Origin of the sequence: Ensifer adhaerens (genome assembly GCF_000697965.2) — a bacterium.
In the GTDB taxonomy this organism is placed as follows: Bacteria; Pseudomonadota; Alphaproteobacteria; order Rhizobiales; family Rhizobiaceae; genus Ensifer; species Ensifer adhaerens.
The window spans coordinates 1,331,320-1,347,706 of record NZ_CP015881.1; the positions used below are offsets into that span (position 1 = coordinate 1,331,320).

At 63.0% G+C, this 16,387-nt stretch carries 16 protein-coding genes; 9 read left to right on the top strand and 7 right to left on the bottom strand.

Annotated features, from left to right (window positions below):
- Window positions 1-46: 46 nt before the first annotated feature.
- Entirely contained in the window at window positions 47-961 is a 915-nt protein-coding gene (locus FA04_RS25745) for a LysR substrate-binding domain-containing protein (RefSeq protein WP_034805874.1), read from the top strand.
- Between the two features lie 86 nt (window positions 962-1,047).
- Window positions 1,048-1,590 carry a GNAT family N-acetyltransferase gene (locus FA04_RS25750; protein WP_034805871.1) on the top strand — a complete coding sequence of 181 codons (543 nt, stop codon included), beginning with the start codon at window positions 1,048-1,050 and terminating at the stop codon, window positions 1,588-1,590.
- Here the strand turns inward: FA04_RS25750 and pobA are convergent.
- Window positions 1,584-2,756 carry a 4-hydroxybenzoate 3-monooxygenase gene (gene pobA, locus FA04_RS25755; protein ID WP_034805867.1) on the bottom strand — a complete coding sequence of 391 codons (1,173 nt, stop codon included), beginning with the start codon at window positions 2,754-2,756 and terminating at the stop codon, window positions 1,584-1,586. The two genes, FA04_RS25750 and pobA, sit on opposite strands and share 7 nt — an antisense overlap.
- Window positions 2,757-2,884: 128 nt before the next feature.
- Between pobA and FA04_RS25760 the strand changes: the two genes are divergently transcribed.
- Complete coding sequence (locus FA04_RS25760; RefSeq protein ID WP_034805997.1) at window positions 2,885-3,772, top strand: helix-turn-helix domain-containing protein; 888 nt, start codon at window positions 2,885-2,887, stop codon at window positions 3,770-3,772.
- 10 nt (window positions 3,773-3,782) lie between these two features.
- Here FA04_RS25760 and vapC read toward each other — a convergent pair whose 3' ends face one another.
- The gene (gene vapC / locus FA04_RS25765; RefSeq protein ID WP_034805864.1) at window positions 3,783-4,190 is read right to left on the bottom strand and encodes a type II toxin-antitoxin system tRNA(fMet)-specific endonuclease VapC; all 408 of its coding nucleotides are present in this window, start codon (window positions 4,188-4,190) and stop codon (window positions 3,783-3,785) included.
- Window positions 4,190-4,423 carry a type II toxin-antitoxin system VapB family antitoxin gene (gene vapB / locus FA04_RS25770; protein WP_034805861.1) on the bottom strand — a complete coding sequence of 78 codons (234 nt, stop codon included), beginning with the start codon at window positions 4,421-4,423 and terminating at the stop codon, window positions 4,190-4,192. Before vapB ends, vapC begins: the two co-directional genes overlap by 1 nt.
- A 238-nt stretch (window positions 4,424-4,661) precedes the next feature.
- On the opposite strand from vapB, the gene FA04_RS25775 reads away from it, so the two are divergent.
- Window positions 4,662-6,110 (top strand): NCS1 family nucleobase:cation symporter-1, encoded by a 1,449-nt coding sequence (locus FA04_RS25775; RefSeq protein ID WP_034805858.1) that lies wholly within the window; start codon window positions 4,662-4,664, stop codon window positions 6,108-6,110.
- A gap of 47 nt (window positions 6,111-6,157) precedes the next feature.
- On the opposite strand, the gene olsE is transcribed toward FA04_RS25775, so the two are convergent.
- Window positions 6,158-7,099, bottom strand: coding sequence for an ornithine lipid hydroxylase OlsE (gene olsE, locus FA04_RS25780; protein WP_051659714.1), 942 nt, complete (start codon window positions 7,097-7,099; stop codon window positions 6,158-6,160).
- Window positions 7,100-7,566: 467 nt separating this feature from the next.
- Here olsE and FA04_RS25785 point away from each other — a divergent pair, with 467 nt between their 5' ends.
- Both FA04_RS25785 and FA04_RS25790 read left to right on the top strand, forming a co-directional pair.
- A complete protein-coding gene (locus tag FA04_RS25785) occupies window positions 7,567-9,036 on the top strand; it encodes an amidase (protein WP_051659721.1) in 1,470 nt (489 codons plus the stop codon).
- Entirely contained in the window at window positions 9,021-9,686 is a 666-nt protein-coding gene (locus FA04_RS25790) for a TetR/AcrR family transcriptional regulator (protein ID WP_051659713.1), read from the top strand. The genes FA04_RS25785 and FA04_RS25790 overlap by 16 nt, the downstream gene beginning before the upstream one ends.
- On the opposite strand, the gene FA04_RS25795 is transcribed toward FA04_RS25790, so the two are convergent.
- Entirely contained in the window at window positions 9,671-10,333 is a 663-nt protein-coding gene (locus FA04_RS25795; protein ID WP_034805855.1) for a sulfite oxidase-like oxidoreductase, read from the bottom strand. The genes FA04_RS25790 and FA04_RS25795 overlap by 16 nt on opposite strands.
- A 90-nt stretch (window positions 10,334-10,423) precedes the next feature.
- Entirely contained in the window at window positions 10,424-11,179 is a 756-nt protein-coding gene (locus FA04_RS25800; protein WP_034805852.1) for an IclR family transcriptional regulator, read from the bottom strand.
- 180 nt (window positions 11,180-11,359) lie between these two features.
- Here FA04_RS25800 and FA04_RS25805 point away from each other — a divergent pair, with 180 nt between their 5' ends.
- The 3 genes from FA04_RS25805 to pcaF are packed head-to-tail and all read left to right on the top strand — an operon-like array spanning window position 11,360 to window position 14,219.
- On the top strand, window positions 11,360-12,220 hold the full coding sequence (locus tag FA04_RS25805; RefSeq protein WP_034805849.1) for a CoA transferase subunit A: 861 nt from the start codon (window positions 11,360-11,362) through the stop codon (window positions 12,218-12,220).
- Window positions 12,221-12,231: 11 nt separating this feature from the next.
- Entirely contained in the window at window positions 12,232-13,014 is a 783-nt protein-coding gene (locus FA04_RS25810) for a CoA-transferase subunit beta (RefSeq protein ID WP_034805846.1), read from the top strand.
- Window positions 13,014-14,219: a 3-oxoadipyl-CoA thiolase gene (gene pcaF, locus FA04_RS25815; RefSeq protein ID WP_034805843.1), complete on the top strand. Its 1,206-nt coding sequence runs from the start codon at window positions 13,014-13,016 to the stop codon at window positions 14,217-14,219. Before FA04_RS25810 ends, pcaF begins: the two co-directional genes overlap by 1 nt.
- A 108-nt stretch (window positions 14,220-14,327) precedes the next feature.
- On the opposite strand, the gene FA04_RS25820 is transcribed toward pcaF, so the two are convergent.
- On the bottom strand, window positions 14,328-16,340 hold the full coding sequence (locus tag FA04_RS25820) for a beta-galactosidase (protein WP_034805840.1): 2,013 nt from the start codon (window positions 16,338-16,340) through the stop codon (window positions 14,328-14,330).
- Window positions 16,341-16,387: the final 47 nt, after the last annotated feature.

Sequence of the window (16,387 nt, forward strand, 5' to 3'; positions counted from 1 at the left end):
CGCAAAGCTAGGGTATGGGCAAGTTTGCCCCGAATGAAGTTATGAAATGAAGCGCGCACCGAACCTGCGACAAATCGAGGCTCTTAAAGCCGTGATCGAATGCGGCACGGTCAGCCGTGCCGCGGAAGTGCTGCATATCTCGCAACCTGCCGTGAGCAAGCTCCTGGCGCATCTGGAAGAAGATACGGAGCTTGAACTCTTCGACCGCATCAAGGGGCGGCTCATTCCTTCGGAGCATGGCATGCGGCTCTACAAGGAGATCGATCGTGTCTTCGCCGGCATCAAGCAGATCGAGCGCGCCGTCGACCTGATCCGGCGCGAGGAACTGGGGCAGATCTCGGTCGGTGTGATGCCGGCGCTTTCCGGCCTCTTCATCAGCGACACCAACAAGCGCTTTCTTGCGGGGCACGGCGACGCCTACATCTCGGTGGTGATCCGCAGTTCGCAGTTCATCGTCGAGTGGCTGCTTTCCAAGCAGGTCGATATCGGCCTCATCAACCGCAATACGGACAACCCCTACATCGAGTGCGTTCCCTTGCGCGGCGGAGACCTCGTCTGCATTGCGCCGCGCGACCATCGCTTCGCTGCGAAACAGGAGATCGTGCCCGCCGACATCCACGGCGAGCCCTATATCGGCTTTGCCGCGGACAACCGCATCCGGCAAAAGATCGAAAGCACGCTCGATGTCTATGGCACGCGGTTGAACTACATCATGGATGCGACCCTTGCGCCGGCGGTATGCGAAATGGTCGCCAACGGACTGGGGATCGCCATCGTCGATCCGGTGTTCGCCTTTGGCCAGCGCGACCGGCTGACAATCAAGCCGTTTCTCCCCAGCATTGCGTCGGATCTCAGCCTCTGCTGGCTCCGCGAAACGAGAAACCGCCATCTGGTCGACGCCTATGTCGAGGCGACCCGCGCCACGGTCCAGGATATGCGGCTGGCGATGGAAGCGAACTGAGGCCCTGTCGGCGGCCCGTGGGATTTCGCGGCTTTACAAGCCCCGCCCCACAGCCGAGATTTGCGGCCCCGACAAAATGGTGAACCATGCCGACCGCTCCCCTCCTTGTTGACGCATTTTCCGAAGCGCATATCCCCGAGATGCTCGACTGGTTTTCAAGCCTGGAGGCGCTGGTGCAATGGGGCGGCCCCGGCCTCTCCTTTCCGCTGCAAGCGGCACAGCTCGAAGCGATGCTCGTCGGAACCAAGGGTGCCGAACCTGAGCGCTTGATGTTTGCAGGCGTCGCCGACGGCAAGCTTGCCGGCCATGCGCAGGTAGCGCTCGACTGGGCAAACGGCGTCGGCCGCCTCGCCCGGGTTGCCATCAATCCACGCATGCGCGGCCAGGGCCTCGCCCAGCCTTTCCTCAGCGAAGTCACCCGCCGCTTTTTCGCCGACCCCGCCTTCGAGCGGCTGGAGCTCAACGTCTACACGTTCAACGAGGCGGCGATCCGCACCTACCGAAGCCTCGGCTTTTACGAGGAAGGCGTCAGACGCTCCTCCGCCAAGGTCGGAGATGCCAGGTGGGACACAGCGATCTATGGCATGCTTAGAGGCGAATGGGCCGACCGCACCGCCGCCGCTCAGTAAGGCAAGCCGACATAGTTCTCCGCCAGCGCCGTTTCTGCCGCCACCGAATGGGTGAGGTAGTCGAGTTCGGCTTCCTGGATGCGCTGGTCGAAATCGCCGGTATCCGGAAAACGGTGCAGCATCGTCGTCATCCACCAGGAGAAGCGCACGGCCTTCCAGACACGCGCCAGCGCCCGCGCCGAATAGGCGTCGATGCCGGCATTCGAGCGATCCTGGTAGTGTTCGCGCAGCCCCTCGAAGAGATAATGCACGTCGCTGGCGGCAAGGTTCAGACCCTTCGCGCCGGTTGGCGGCACGATATGGGCGGCATCGCCGACCAGGAACAGCCGGCCGAAACGCATCGGCTCGGCAACGAAAGAGCGCAGCGGCGCGATTGATTTTTCAAAGGACGGTCCCGTTACCATTGCTTCGGCATGATGCGACGGCAGCCGCCGGCGAAGTTCGTCCCAGAAGCGCGTGTCGGACCAATCCTCGATCTTTTCGCTCACCGCGCACTGGATGTAGTAGCGGCTGCGCGTCGTCGAACGCATCGAGCAAAGCGCGAAACCGCGCGGATGGTTGGCATAGATCAGTTCGTGGTCGACCGGCGGCACGTCGGCGAGAATGCCGAGCCAACCGAAGGGATAGACCTTCTCGAAGGTCTTGAGCGCCTTTTCCGGTACCGACTTGCGGCTGATCCCGTGAAAGCCGTCGCAGCCGGCGATGAAGTCGCAGTCGATGCGCTGCGCCGTGCCATCCTTCTCGAAGGTCACATAGGGCAGATGACCGTCGAAATCATGCGGTTGGACATTGGCCGCCTCGTAGATCGTGACAGCCCCTGAGCGCTCGCGATGCTCCATCAGGTCGCGCGTCAGCTCCGTCTGGCCATAAACCATGACGCGCTTGCCCCCGGTCAGTTGCCTGAGATCGATGCGGTGATCGCGGCCATCGAAGGCGAGCGAGAAGCCGTCATGCGGCAGGCCCTCCTGATGCATGCGCGCCCCGGCTTGAGCGCGATCCATCAGGCCGACCGTGCCTTCCTCCAGCACGCCGGCGCGCACGCGCCCGAGGATGTAGTCCTTGCTGACACGGTCGACAATGACATTGTCGATGCCCCCTTCCGTCAGCAACTGCCCGAGCAGAAGACCTGACGGGCCCGACCCGATGATGACCACCTTGGTGCGCATGCTCTCCTCCGGAATTGCTCTTTGTCAGAATTGTCTTTTGGCAAAATCTGCGCCGGGCCGGCTTCGCTCTCAATGGACAAATCCGCCATGAAATTGCACAAATCGAACATGGCTTCAGGATGTGCGGCATGAAGAAGACGGTTCCGACCTACGAACTCTACGGCGAAAAGACCGGAGAACGGCCGGATTTCTGGCTGCATTGCGAGACTATTCCGTCACGAAGCAGCCTCTACCACTGGGAGATCGGGCTGCACCGGCACGAGAGCTTCTTTCAGATCTTGTACATTGCCGGCGGCTCCGGCGATGCGGTCTTTGGCAATGCGGTCAACATGATCGAACCGCCGATGGTCATTACCGTTCCGCCGGCGCTCAGCCACGGCTTCCGCTTCTCGCGCGACATCGACGGCTTCGTCTTCACCATCCTTGCTTCGCACTTGAAGACAACGCCCGGCGAGCGCAGCCGCCTTGGCGCCTGGCTCGCCGTCCCGCACCTGATCCGGCTCGACGGCGGCGAAGATGCTGCCTACATCGCAGCAACCCTCACACGTCTTGCCAGGGAATGGGAAACCAGCCGCGGCAACCGCGCCGATCTTCTGGACGCCTACCTGACCGCCGCGCTGACGCTGACGGCCCGTCTCGACGAGACGAGCGACGACCGGGATGACAGCAGCCAGAGTGAAAACGAGCGGCGGGTCCAGCGCTTCCAGGCGCTTTTGCAGCAGCATCTCCGCTCGCATTGGCCGGCCGCCGCCTATGCCCGCGAACTTGGCCTGTCGCAAACCCATCTCAACCGGATCACGCGCGCCGTCGTTGGCCTCAGCGCCCACGAAATGATCTCGCGAAAGCTCGTCGGTGAAGCAAAGCGCGAACTCGTTTTCACCCGCGCCAGCGTCCAGGAAATCAGCTTCCGCCTCGGCTTCGCCGACCCCGCCTATTTCTCCCGCTTTTTCCTGCGCCAGACGGGCGTGACGCCCCGCGCCTGGCGGCTTGCGGAACGAGACAGGCTCGGTGCGTAGGAAGGCGGGATCAGGGCGCCGCGGTCCAGTCCTCGACTCGCAAGCCGGGCACACGATCGAACTCCCGCCGGTTGTTGGTCACGAGGATCAAGCCTTGAGACCGTGCATGACCCGCGATCAACTGATCGTAAGGCCCTATCGGCGTGCCACTGCGGGCGAGTTCGGCGCGCAACTGTCCGGTATGGCTGGCTGCCGCCTGATCGTAGTTGAGAACCTCAAGACGCGCGGCAAACCCCTCTATGACCGATAGGTTGCGCTCGGGCATTGCGGATCTTTCCGCGCCGCAGATCAACTCCATCAGGCTGACCGAGCTGATGCACAGTTGGCCGTGATGCCTGTTGAACGCCTCACGAACCTGCTGCGGCCGGTTCCTGACCGTGTAGATGCAGATATTGGTGTCGAGCATGTATTTCAACATCAGAGTGGCTCGCGTTCCTGGGCCTCCGGCTGCTCTCTCTGCACCATGAAATCGGCTGTGACGAGCTCGCCGTCGAACCAACTGTCCCAGGCCTCGCCTGCGGGTGTAATGATGCGCGTTCGCCCCACCGCCACGATATCGACGCGTTTGACGTCCTCCGGAAGCGCTACGGCCCTCGGCAGCCGGATCGCCTGACTACGATTGGTGAGAAAAACTGCGCCCTGTTCCGACATTGTCGCCTCCGGGATATACCTTGAATATATCCAAGATGGTTTCAGCCACAGGATATGTCAATGGGATATACGCGACCTTTCGCGGCTGCCGATCGCAGTTCTGCGAGGCCGCTTGGTCACGTTCGGTGCCACTGCATCCCCCACCTCGACGATCCAAAAAGCTTTTTGCAACGACTCAAAACGGGAGCAGAATCAAGATCGGGCCCGAGGGGGATCCGGAGGAAATACGGAGGAAGACATGGCAGTACGCGATCCGTCGCCCTCGTTGTACAACGAGGATCTGGCACCGGCCGAGGAGCGCCGGTGGGGCGCTTTCAGCATCTTCAATGTGTGGACATCCGACGTGCATAGCCTGTGGGGATACTACCTCGCAGCAAGCCTGTTCCTGCTCTGCGGCAGCTTCATAAACTTCGTCATCGCGATCGGCATCGGCTCGCTGGTGATCTTCTTCCTGATGAGCCTTGTCGGCAATGCGGGCGTACGCACCGGCGTGCCCTTCCCCGTTCTCGCCCGCGCCTCTTTCGGTACCTTCGGCGCCAACGTTCCGGCGCTGGTGCGCGCCGTCGTCGCCTGTTTCTGGTACGGCGCCCAGACAGCGGCTGCCTCCGGCGCGATCGTGGCGCTTCTCATTCGCAACGAAAGCATGCTGGCCTTCCATCAAAACAGCCACATGCTCGGCCACTCGACGCTTGAGGTCATCTGCTACGTCGTCGTCTGGTCGCTGCAATTGCTTATCATCCAGCGCGGCATGGAGACCGTTCGCAAATTCCAGGATTGGGCAGGCCCGGCCGTCTGGATCATGATGCTGATCCTTGCCGTCTACCTGATCGTCAAATCAGGGACGTTCTCCTTCGGTTCGGAAATCCCGCGCGACGTGCTCGTCGAAAAGACCAAGGACGCAGGCGTTCCGTGGGAGCCCGGCAGCTTCCCGGCGCTGGCCGCGGTCGCCGCCACCTGGATCACCTACTTCGCAGCGCTCTATCTGAACTTCTGCGACTTCTCGCGCTATGCAACCGACGTGAAGACGCTACGCAAGGGCAATCTCTGGGGCCTGCCGATCAACCTGCTCGCCTTCTGCCTGGTCGCCGGCGTGACGACGACCGCCGCCTTTGCCGTCTATGGCGAAGTGCTGCTGCATCCGGACCAGATTTCGGCGAAATTCGACAGCTGGTTCCTGGCGCTGCTTGCAGCCCTTACCTTCGCCGTCGCGACGCTCGGCATCAACGTGGTGGCGAACTTCGTGTCGCCGGCCTTCGACTTTGCCAACGTCTTTCCGCGGCAGATCAACTTCAAGCGCGGCGGCTACATTGCGGCGCTGATTGCGCTCATCCTCTATCCGTTCGCCCCTTGGGAAACGGGGGCTGCGCATTTCGTCAACTTCATCGGCTCGACGATGGGGCCGATCTTCGGGGTGATGATGGTGGATTATTATTTGATCCGCCGCGGCCAGCTGAATGTCGAAGCACTCTATCACGAGGACGGCGAGTTCCGCTTCCAGGGCGGCTGGCACGGCAGCGCCTTTATCGCCTTTGCCATCGGCGCGCTGTTCTCCTCGATCCTGCCGACCTTCACCAACATCCTGCCCGCCTGGTGGGGAATCTATGGCTGGTTCTTCGGCGTCGCCATCGGCGGGGCGATCTACTACGTCTTAAGGATCGGCGCACGCAAGCCGGCCTTTGCGGCCTAGTTGTTGCGCAGCATGCCCGGTTCAACACCGGGCATGCTGTCGCATTTTCATGAGCTTTTCTTCGGGAGGCCGAGGATTTCGCGAACGCCGTTCTTGGTGAAGGGCTGCGCCAGTTGTGCCAGGAAGCCTCGGGCTATCTGGCCCTTGATGCCGATGTTAGTGGAGGACGGACGGTCAGGGTTGTAGTATGTGCCGAACAAAAGGTCCCAGACCACGACGTTCTCGCCGTAGTTCATGTTGCCCTCGCGAAGATCCTTCGAGTGATGCCAGCGGTGCAGCCGCGGCGTGCTGAAGAGATAGTCGAAGGGGCCGGTGCGCATATCGACGTTGCAATGGGTAAGAATGCCCATGAAGGCCGTGACCGCGCCGAGCCACCAGAAAACGTGCAACGGAGCGCCCAGGCAATAGAGCGGGATCTGGCTCATGGCGATCTTGAACAGCGAATCGGCCACGTGGAAGCGGCCGGTATTGATGACCCAGAGCCGAACGACGCTGTGATGCAGCGCGTGAAACCGCCAGAAGAACAGCTTTTCGTGGGCGATCCGATGCGACCAATAGAGGCCGAATTCGGCAACGACCACGGCGATAGCCACCTGAAACACCATCGGCCAATCCGATGGCCAGAGACCAAACTTGAGCGCTGCGAGCGGCTGCAGGATGTTGGCGGCATACATGGGAAAGACGGCGGCGATCAGGCCAGCCGCCTGCAGCAGGCCCTTCGTCGCCAGCGTGTGGCCGATATCGTTCACCGTTTCGCCATCCGACTGAAGCCAGCCCCGCTCGTAGGGAATGTAGCGTTCTAGAAGAAACAGGATGAAGACGGCAGCCGCATAGACCCCCACTAAACCGACCATCGGCTCTGCGCTCGCGAACGCGTAGTAGGCGCCGAGCAGTCCACCGAAAAACACCAGCGGCCAGGACAGATACCCAAGCACTAATCTGACAACCTGTCCGAGCCTCGACACGGTGGCTCTGCGCTCTGCCTTCATCAACGATGCTCCATCCACTCGAGCAGTTCCCGGCATGTGCGCGGCCGACCGAAGCTGACGCGCCCGTTGCTGCATGCATCCAGGCGATGGTCCTGCTCGGACCAGCCGCCTCGTCCATGCCGGTACATGCGTCTGATCTCGGTGCAGGTCCGCGGCGTTCCATCACTTAGCCGACCATCACGACAGGGATCGTACAAAGGCTGCACGGTCCGATACGGATTGTCCGCAATCCACATTGCCTTTTCTTCGGCATGGGTCGGGCTCGCGCTGAAGAGGATCATCCACATGGGTAAAATGGCCAGGCGCATCGACCTTTGTTGAAACGTTGCACGAGCTTTGCGGGGGGTGGGTTGCACCAGCATTGCAGGAGACGGGAAGATGCAATCAGTCGCTTGCGGATGCAACCGCCATTGACGATGAAAAGAGAATCTATCATTCTCTTTTCATCGTCAATGGAATCTGGACAGATGCGCGCGCCGAATCCCGAATTTTCGCAACAGGAAACGGACGACTTTTCCGCGCTGGACGCAACGGAACAGGCGCGCCTCGTCTCGACGGGCCAAGCCTCGCCGCTCGAACTCGTCGATGCCGCCATCCGGCGCATCAAGCGGATCGAGCCGCACGTCAACGCCCTTGCATCCACGGGTTTCGACCAAGCGCGCAAGTGCGCCGGAGCTCTTCGGCCGCACGCGGACATGCCGTTCCCGGGCGTACCGACCCTGCTCAAGGATCTGCTTGCCTATCCCGGCCATCCGGCCGGCTTCGGCTCTCGCCTCTTCAAGGGACAGCTCGCCCAAGGCGGATCGGATTACACGGACGCAATCGACAAGGCCGGTCTGATCGTTCTTGGAAAGACGACCACATCGGAGTTCGGTCTGCTCGGCACCACCGAAACCCTCGCCCATGGCGCGACGCGCAACCCCTGGAATTATGCCCTTTCGACCGGCGGCTCGTCCGGCGGCGCGGTGGCGGCCGTTGCCTCCGGCATGGTGCCGATCGCCCACGCGTCCGACGGCGGCGGCTCGATCCGTGGCCCCTCCTCCTTCTGCGGGCTTTTCGGCTTCAAGCCGAGCCGGGACCGCACGGTGAATGCCGGCCTGCCGCCGGCGATACCGACGGCGCGGCTGATCAGCGACCATTGCGTCAGCCGTTCCGTGCGCGACAGCGCCTTGTGGCTGGCGGCGACCGAGCGGCAGGACCTGACGCGACCAATGCCTGCGATCGACGATATGCGCTGCGGCCCGCAGAAGAGGCTGCGCATCGGCGTCTATCGCCATGATGTTTTCGGGCGCGGCGTGTCTGAAGCGGTCGAGGACGCGCTCAACGCAGCGATCACGTTGTGCACGGTTTTGGGGCACGAGGTCGTCGAATGCGCGGGGCCTGACGTCAACGCGCAGGAAACCAGCCGCGCCTTTTTCAATCTGACCGGGACCGTTCTGTCCGGCCTGTTCGACCAGGTCGCGGCCGCAATGGGCGGCGCCTTCGACGAGACCTTGTTCGAGCCCTACACGGTCGAGCTCGTCCGCCGCGCCAGGCGGCTGCCGGAGGCGGCAATCATGGAGGCGATCGGCGCGACGAAGAGGGCCGAGGCGAGCGCAAATCAGACGATCTCCGGCTATGACGTGCTGCTTTCGCCCACCGTCCCCTTCACGGCCTTTCCGCTGGGGACGCAAGGACCGACCGAGGATGCAGTCCAACTCATCGCGTTTACGGAACGCCTCGCCGGGTTCACCAATGTGGCGTCCTTTGCCGGATGGCCCGCCATGTCGGTGCCGCTTTGCTGGTCGCGCGAGCGGCTGCCGGTCGGCTGCCATTTCGCTGCAGCAACGGGCGAGGACGCGTTGCTCTTCTCGCTCGCCTTCCAGTTGGAAGAAGCTGCCCCCTGGCAACCAAGGCTCACCGAGCTTGCAGAAAGGCTCGCATGCCCCAGCGCCTGAAGCAGGAAGTGCGCGAGCGTCTGCTTACGGCAGCGGCAGCGGTGTTTGCCGAGCAAGGGTTCGAAAAGGCGCGGCTGACCGATGTGGCGGAACGGGCGGGTACGAGTTCGAGCAACATCTACAAGTACGTCGCCGACAAGGAAGCGCTGTTTTATGAGATCGTGACACCGGCGCTCGCCGGGCGATTGTTGCGCCTGCTGCGCGCCCGTGTACGAGAACTGCGATCGATCGGCAATTGGCTGCAGGCCGATGCTTCCGGATCCGAACGTGCCGGGGCGCTGCTGTCCTTCTGGATCGAACAGCGGCTCGTGGTCCTCATCCTGCTTCGCGGCGCTGACGGCACGCGCTACGCCCATGTCCGCAAGCTGATGATCCGGGAGATGGTGCGGCTGGCTTCCGGCTACCTGACCGACAAGGGCGGCGAGCAGGCCCTGACGCCTTTGATGGGTTTCATGCTCGAGCGAACCTTCACTCGAACGCTGGACACCATTGCCGATACGCTCAGCGAATACAGCGACGCCCCATCGATCCAGTCGGCCATTTCGCTCTTCTGGCGCTACCAGCTTGCGGGGCTGCAATCGCTTCTGGACCCGGACGCGTTGGGCGGTGATCGTCAAGCCTTCACAGGCCCCGATCAGTCGTCCGAATAGCGCTCCTCGCGCCACGGGTCGCCACGCATGTGGTAGCCGTTCCGCTCCCAGAAGCCGGGCATGTCGCCTTCGCGAAAATCGATACGCGTCAGCCACTTGGCACTCTTCCACAGATAAAGATGCGGAACGACGAGCCGCATCGGTCCGCCATGGGTGCGGCCGATCGGTTGGCCCTCCCATTCGGTCGCAAGGATCGCGTCTTCGGAGGCGAAATCCGCAAGCGGCATGTTCGTGGTGTAGCCGTCATAACTCGTCAGCATGACATGGCTCGCCTCGGCCTTCGGCATCACCTGGTCGAGCAGATCACGTGTGGTCACGCCTTGCCAGCGGTTGTCGTAGCGCGACCACGTCGTCACGCAATGCATGTCGGAGAGACGGTGGCTCTGCGGCAACGCCTTGAAGGTGGCCCAGTCGAGCGACAGCGGATGCTCGACGTGGCCGGTGATATCGAGCCGCCAGCTTTCCGTCCGGATGATCGGCTGCTGGCCGAGGTCGAGCACCGGCCAGTCCTTGACCAGGTGTTGCCCGGGCGGAAGGCGCTCGTCCTCGGGGCGCACGATCCGCCCCGTCAGGAACTTGCCATCGGCGGCCCAGCGCCGCTTCGTCGTCGTGAGCTTGGTTTCCGGCGGATGCGCGTCGTCGGTCATGATGCTCTCCTCCCCAACCCCCGAATTCACTCGCCAAGCGAGAGTAAGAAGGGCGCGACGGCGGAAGGTCAAGCGCAGCTTCAAAAGTTGTTATCTCAGCACCAGCCGGAGCGCCGCTTGCGTTTCCTTGAGCAGCGGCAGGTAACGCTCAACCATCTCCGCTGCGGCCACGTGGGCTGCCGGCGCGCCGATGTTTAGCGCCGCAACGATCCGGCCGCGGTCGTTTTCGAGCGGCACTGCGATCGAACAGAGACCGAGTTCGAGTTCCTGATCAATCAACGCATAGCCCTGGTCGCGCACACGGCGAAACTCGGCGATCAGGTCCTCCGGATCGGTCTTCGTATAGGGCGTGTTTGCCTTGAGGTTCGATCGGGCAAGGATCTCTCGTGCCTCATGCTCCGGCAGTGCCGCGAGCCATACCCGCCCCATGGAGGCGCAATAGGCCGGCAGGCGCGACCCCGTCGTCAGGTTGATCGACATCACCCGCTTTTGCGAGGCGCGGGCGATGTAGACGATCTCGGTTCCATCCAAGACCGAGGCCGAGGCGCTCTGCCCGGCGCGGTCGGACAATTGGTCGAGATAAGGTTGGATGATCGTCGGCAGCGGCGTTGCCGAGAGATAGGCATGGCCAAGGCGCAGGATCTTCGGCGTCAGCGCGAAGAACTTGCCGTCATAGTCTGCATAGCCGAGCTCGGAGAGGGTCAGCAGCGACCGGCGCACCGTCGCCCGGTCAAGCCCGGTAATCTTTGACGCCTCGGCGATCGACAGTTTCGGCCGGGTTTCATCGAAGGCTTCGATCACTGCCAACCCGCGCGCAAAGCCGCTGACGAAGTCCGTTTCACGCATCCTTGCCTCCCAAATCATCGCCAACGATTTTGTGCGATATACGAACAAAAGTCAAATATCGCACAAAATGTTTGACCGAGCGTTTCGATCGGCGCTTATTGGCATCCGGAAGAGCAAGGCGCCGGCTGCCCGTGGGGCGACGAAGGCCACGAACAGATCACTGAGACCAAGAGAGGAAACATGGCGAAGATCGTTTCGCTCGCCGAGGCTGTCGGCGACAATGTCAGGGATGGTGACACCGTCGCCATGGAAGGCTTCACCCATCTGATCCCCTATGCCGCGGGGCATGAGGTGATCCGCCAGGGTCGCAAGGACCTCTATCTGGTGCGCATGACGCCGGACATTCTCTATGACCAGCTGATCGGCGTGGGTGCGGCGCGTGGCATGAAGTTTTCCTGGGGCGGCAATCCCGGCGTCGGCTCGCTGCATCGCTTCCGCGACGCCGTCGAAAACCAGTGGCCGCGGCCGCTGGAGATCGAAGAGCATTCCCACGCGGCGATGGCCAACGCCTATGAGGCGGGTGCCGCCAACCTGCCGTTTGCGACGCTGCGTGGTTACATCGGCGCCGACCTGCCGAAGGTAAACCCCAACATCAAGTCGGTCACCTGCCCGTTTACCGGCGAAGTGCTTGCGGCCGTACCGGCGATCCGCCCTGACGTCACGATCATCCACGCCCAGCGCGCCGACAGGAAGGGCAACGTGCTGATCGAAGGCATCGTCGGCGTGCAGAAGGAGGCGGTTCTTGCCGCCAAGCGCTCGATCGTCACGGTCGAGGAGATCGTCGACGAGCTCAACCCACCGTCGCCCAATTCCCTCGTACTGCCGAGCTGGGCCGTCACATCGGTTGCCCACGTTCCGGGTGGCGCCTTCCCGTCCTATGCGCACGGTTACTATCCGCGCTCCAACGCCTTCTACATCGGCTGGGACGAGATCGCCCGCGACCGCGATAGCTTCACCGCCTGGATCAAGGAAAACGTGCTCGACGCCGGGCCGGAAGATTTCGCCAAGCATGCCGGCAACAAACCGGCAAAAGCGGCCTGAGGGAGGATAGGATGAGCGATTTTACCCCCACCGAAATGATGACCATCGCCGCTTCCCGGGCGCTCTCCAACGACGACGTCTGCTTCGTTGGCATCGGCGCGCCCTCGGCCGCCTGCAACGTCGCGCGGCTGACGCATGCACCCGATATCACGCTGATCTACGAGAGCGGCACGGTCGGCACCAAGCCGGATGTGCTGCCGCTTTCGATCGGCGATGGCGAACTCTGCGACACGGCCCTTTTCACCGTGTCGGTGCCGGAGATGTTCCGCTACTGGCTGCAGGGCGGGCGTATCACGACAGGCTTCCTCGGTGGCGCCCAGATCGACAAGTTCGCGAACCTCAACACCACGGTCGTCGGCCCCTATGACCACCCGAAGGTGCGTCTGCCCGGTGGTGGCGGCGCTCCGGAGATTGCCTCCAATTGCGGCCGCATCTTCATCACCATGGCGCTCTCCAGGCGCGGCTTCGTCGAGAAGCTGCCCTTCATTACCTCCATGGGCCACGGCGACGGTGGCGACCACCGCGAACGGTTGGGCATGAAGACCAAGGGACCGACGCGCGTCATCACCGACCTCTGCATCCTGGAGCCGCATCCGCAAACCAAGGAACTGACCGTCGTTTCGATCCATCCCGGCGTCACGCGCGAGCAGATCGTCGAGAATTGCGGCTGGGCGATCAGGTTCGCCGAGCACGTGATCGAGACGCCGGCCCCGTCCGAACTCGAACTCAAGACCCTTCGTGACATCAACGCTCGCACCAAGAAGGCGCATCAGGGCGACAAGGAGGCTGCGTGATGGCCGAGGCTTTCATCTGCGACTACATCCGCACCCCGATCGGCCGGTTCGGCGGCTCACTCTCATCGGTCAGGGCCGACGATCTCGGCGCGGTCCCACTTCGCGCCCTGATGGAGCGTAATGCCGATGTCGACTGGGACGCCGTCGACGACGTGATCTTCGGCTGTGCCAACCAGGCGGGCGAGGACAACCGCAACGTCGCCCGCATGTCACTGCTCCTGGCCGGCCTGCCGGTCGGCGTCACCGGCACGACGATCAACCGGCTTTGCGGCTCCGGCATGGATGCGGTCATCACGGCAGCCCGCGCCATCAAATCGGGCGAAGCCGAGCTGATGATCGCCGGTGGCGTCGAGAGCATGTCACGCGCGCCCTTCGTGATGCCGAAGGCCGATGCCGCCTTCTCCCGCAACGCCGAAATCTACGACACGACCATCGGCTGGCGCTTCATCAATCCCCTGATGAAGAAGCAATATGGCGTCGATTCGATGCCAGAGACGGGCGAGAACGTCGCGGCTGACTTTCACGTCAGCCGCGAAGACCAGGATGCGTTTGCTGTGCGCAGCCAGGCAAAGGCAGCGGCTGCGCAGGCCAATGGCCGGCTGGCGAAAGAGATCGTTTCGGTGACGATCCCGCAGCGCAAGGGCGAGCCCGTTATTGTCGATCGCGACGAGCACCCGCGCGCGACGACGATGGAGGTGCTTGCCAAGCTCGGCACGCCCTTCAGACAAGAAGGCGGCACGGTGACCGCCGGCAACGCCTCCGGCGTCAACGATGGCGCAACGGCCCTGATCATCGCCTCGGAAGCGGCAGCGAAGAAATACGGCCTCAGGCCGATCGCCCGCATCCTCGGTGGGGCTACCGCCGGCGTACCGCCGCGCATCATGGGCTTCGGCCCGGCTCCAGCATCGAAGAAGCTGATGGCCCGCCTCGGTCTCACGCAGGCGCAATTCGACGTGATCGAACTCAACGAGGCCTTCGCCTCGCAAGGGCTCGCCACGCTTCGCGACCTCGGCATTGCCGACGACGACCCGCGCGTTAACCGCAACGGCGGCGCGATCGCACTCGGCCACCCCCTCGGCATGTCTGGCGCCCGCGTCACCGGCACGGCGGCACTCGAACTGCACGAGACCGGTGGGCGCTATTCGCTGTCGACCATGTGCATCGGCGTCGGCCAGGGCATCGCCGTAGCGCTGGAACGGGTCTGACCACGGAAAAAGTACCGTATGAAACGCAAAGAGCCCGGCCTGTTTCCAAGGCCGGGCTCTTTGCTTTTGGGTGCTGCGTCGGTCGGCGGGCGATAATCTGCCTTCCGGTCACTCCGACCAGATCGCGACGTCGACCGGGCCGAGCTTGCGGCCACCGACATGGAAGGTTGCGCCCGCAGACGCCGGCACGTCCACGGCCGTCTTGCCGTAGTTGAAGGCAAAGGTGAGCTTGCCGCGGCGGGTGATGCGCAGATCGCCAAGATCGGCGAGCGCCTCGACCGAAGCCCAGCCGAGCGCATCGCCAATCACCTTGTCCAAGAGCTCGCCGCGTGCACCCGTTGCCATGTAGCGTGCCTTGTCGTTGCCGACGAGCGCCGGAGCGCCATTGCGATAGTCGCCCTCGAAGGTCGCAAGCACGGTTTCGTTGGTGCGAACCGTCTCGCGCCAGACGCCGGCCGGATAGGTCTCGTTGCCGTAAAGCACACTCTCGCCGTGGAATTCCGGCAGCGACTCGACACGCGCGACGCTGACGTCGATCAGCGCGGCGAGCGGACCCGGCGGCAGGCCCTCCGGAATATGCATGTCCTCGGTCTTGCTGCCACTGCGCGGTCCGAAAAGCACCTTGGCACCCGACGCCGCAAGCTTTTCGACAAAGGCCTGTTCGGGGATCACGAGGTCGGGTGCCAGCACCAGCTGGTAGCCTTCGAGGTCCGAGTGCTGGCCGATGATGTCGACATCGACGCCGAGGCGGGCGACGGTCGAATACCAGTCGAGCGCGATCTGCGAAGCCAGATAGGTGCGGCCCTGCGGCAGCGCCCGGGTCGCCCAGCGCGAATTGTAGTCGAGCAGGATCGCGACTTTCGCCTTCTCGCGGCGCTCACCCTTCGGCAGACGCTTCATTTCCTCGGCAACCTGCGCGACTTCGAGATAGCCCTGGTCAGCCTCGCTGTTCGGAAGCAGCAGACCCGCATGGAACTGTTCCTGCGCAAACGGCACCTGGCGCCAGCGGAAATAGGAGACCATGTCGACGCCGTGGGCATAGGCGAGCCAGGTCCAGAGCCGCACCATGCCGTCGGCCGGCGACTGATTGTGCGAGGCCCAGTTTACCGGGCCCGGCTGCTGCTCCATCACCCAGACGCGGCCGTTGCCGACGGCGCGGTAGAGATCGTGGTTGAAGGCCGGTTGGTCGGGATCGCCGACGCGCAGATACCGGCCCTTGTCTTCCGACGAGAGACGACCATTGAGCAGGCCACCCATCGGATAGACGTCCCACGACGCGATATCGATGTCCTCGCCGACCTTGTAATGGTCGAAGTCGGTGTTCTGCGACATGAAGTTGTGCGTCACCGGACGGCCCGGCGAGTGCTTGCGGATGATGTCGACCTGCGCCTTGTTGAAGCTCTTCACCTGGTCTGAGGAGAAGCGGATGTAGTCGACGATATGGGTCGGGCTCGGCTCTTCGACGAGGTTGTTCGGAAGCTCGACCTCGTCGAAGCTCAGATAGTTCATCGCCCAGAAGGCCGTACCCCAGGCGCGGTTCAGCTCGTCGACCGTGCCATAGCGGGCCTCAAGCCATTCGCGGAAGGCGCGCAGCGCCTCGTCGGAATAGCTGTAGATCGTGTCGTGGTCGCCGTACTCGTTATCGGTTTGCCAGGCATGGACGAAGGCGTTTTTGCCGTAGCGCTCGGCCATGGCTTCGGAAATCCGCGCCGCCTCGATGCGGTAGCGGCGGCTGGAGAAGCAGTAGTGACGGCGGGCGCCGAACTTGCGCACCACACCCTTGACGTCGACGGGCAGGATGTCCGGGTAGCGGTCGATCAGCCACTTCGGAGGTGCGGCGGTCGGTGTTCCCAGAATGACCTTAAGACCGGCCTTGCCGAGCACCTCGATCGCGTCGTCCAGCCACTCCCAGTGGAATTCGCCCGAGCGGGGCTCGATCTTCGCCCAGGCGAATTCGCCGATGCGCACCCAGGCAAGGCCGAGCTCGACCATGCGGCGGGCATCCTCTTCCCATTTTTCGCGCGGCCACTGCTCCGGATAGTAGCAGACGCCGAGTTCCAGCATGTCCGTCTGCTGTTCTTTGGCGTTGAAGCGGTTCGATCTCGTCAGGGGCATGTGCACGGGTTCCGGTCCTTCGTCATGTCTTACGGCCGGTTGGGTCCGACCTC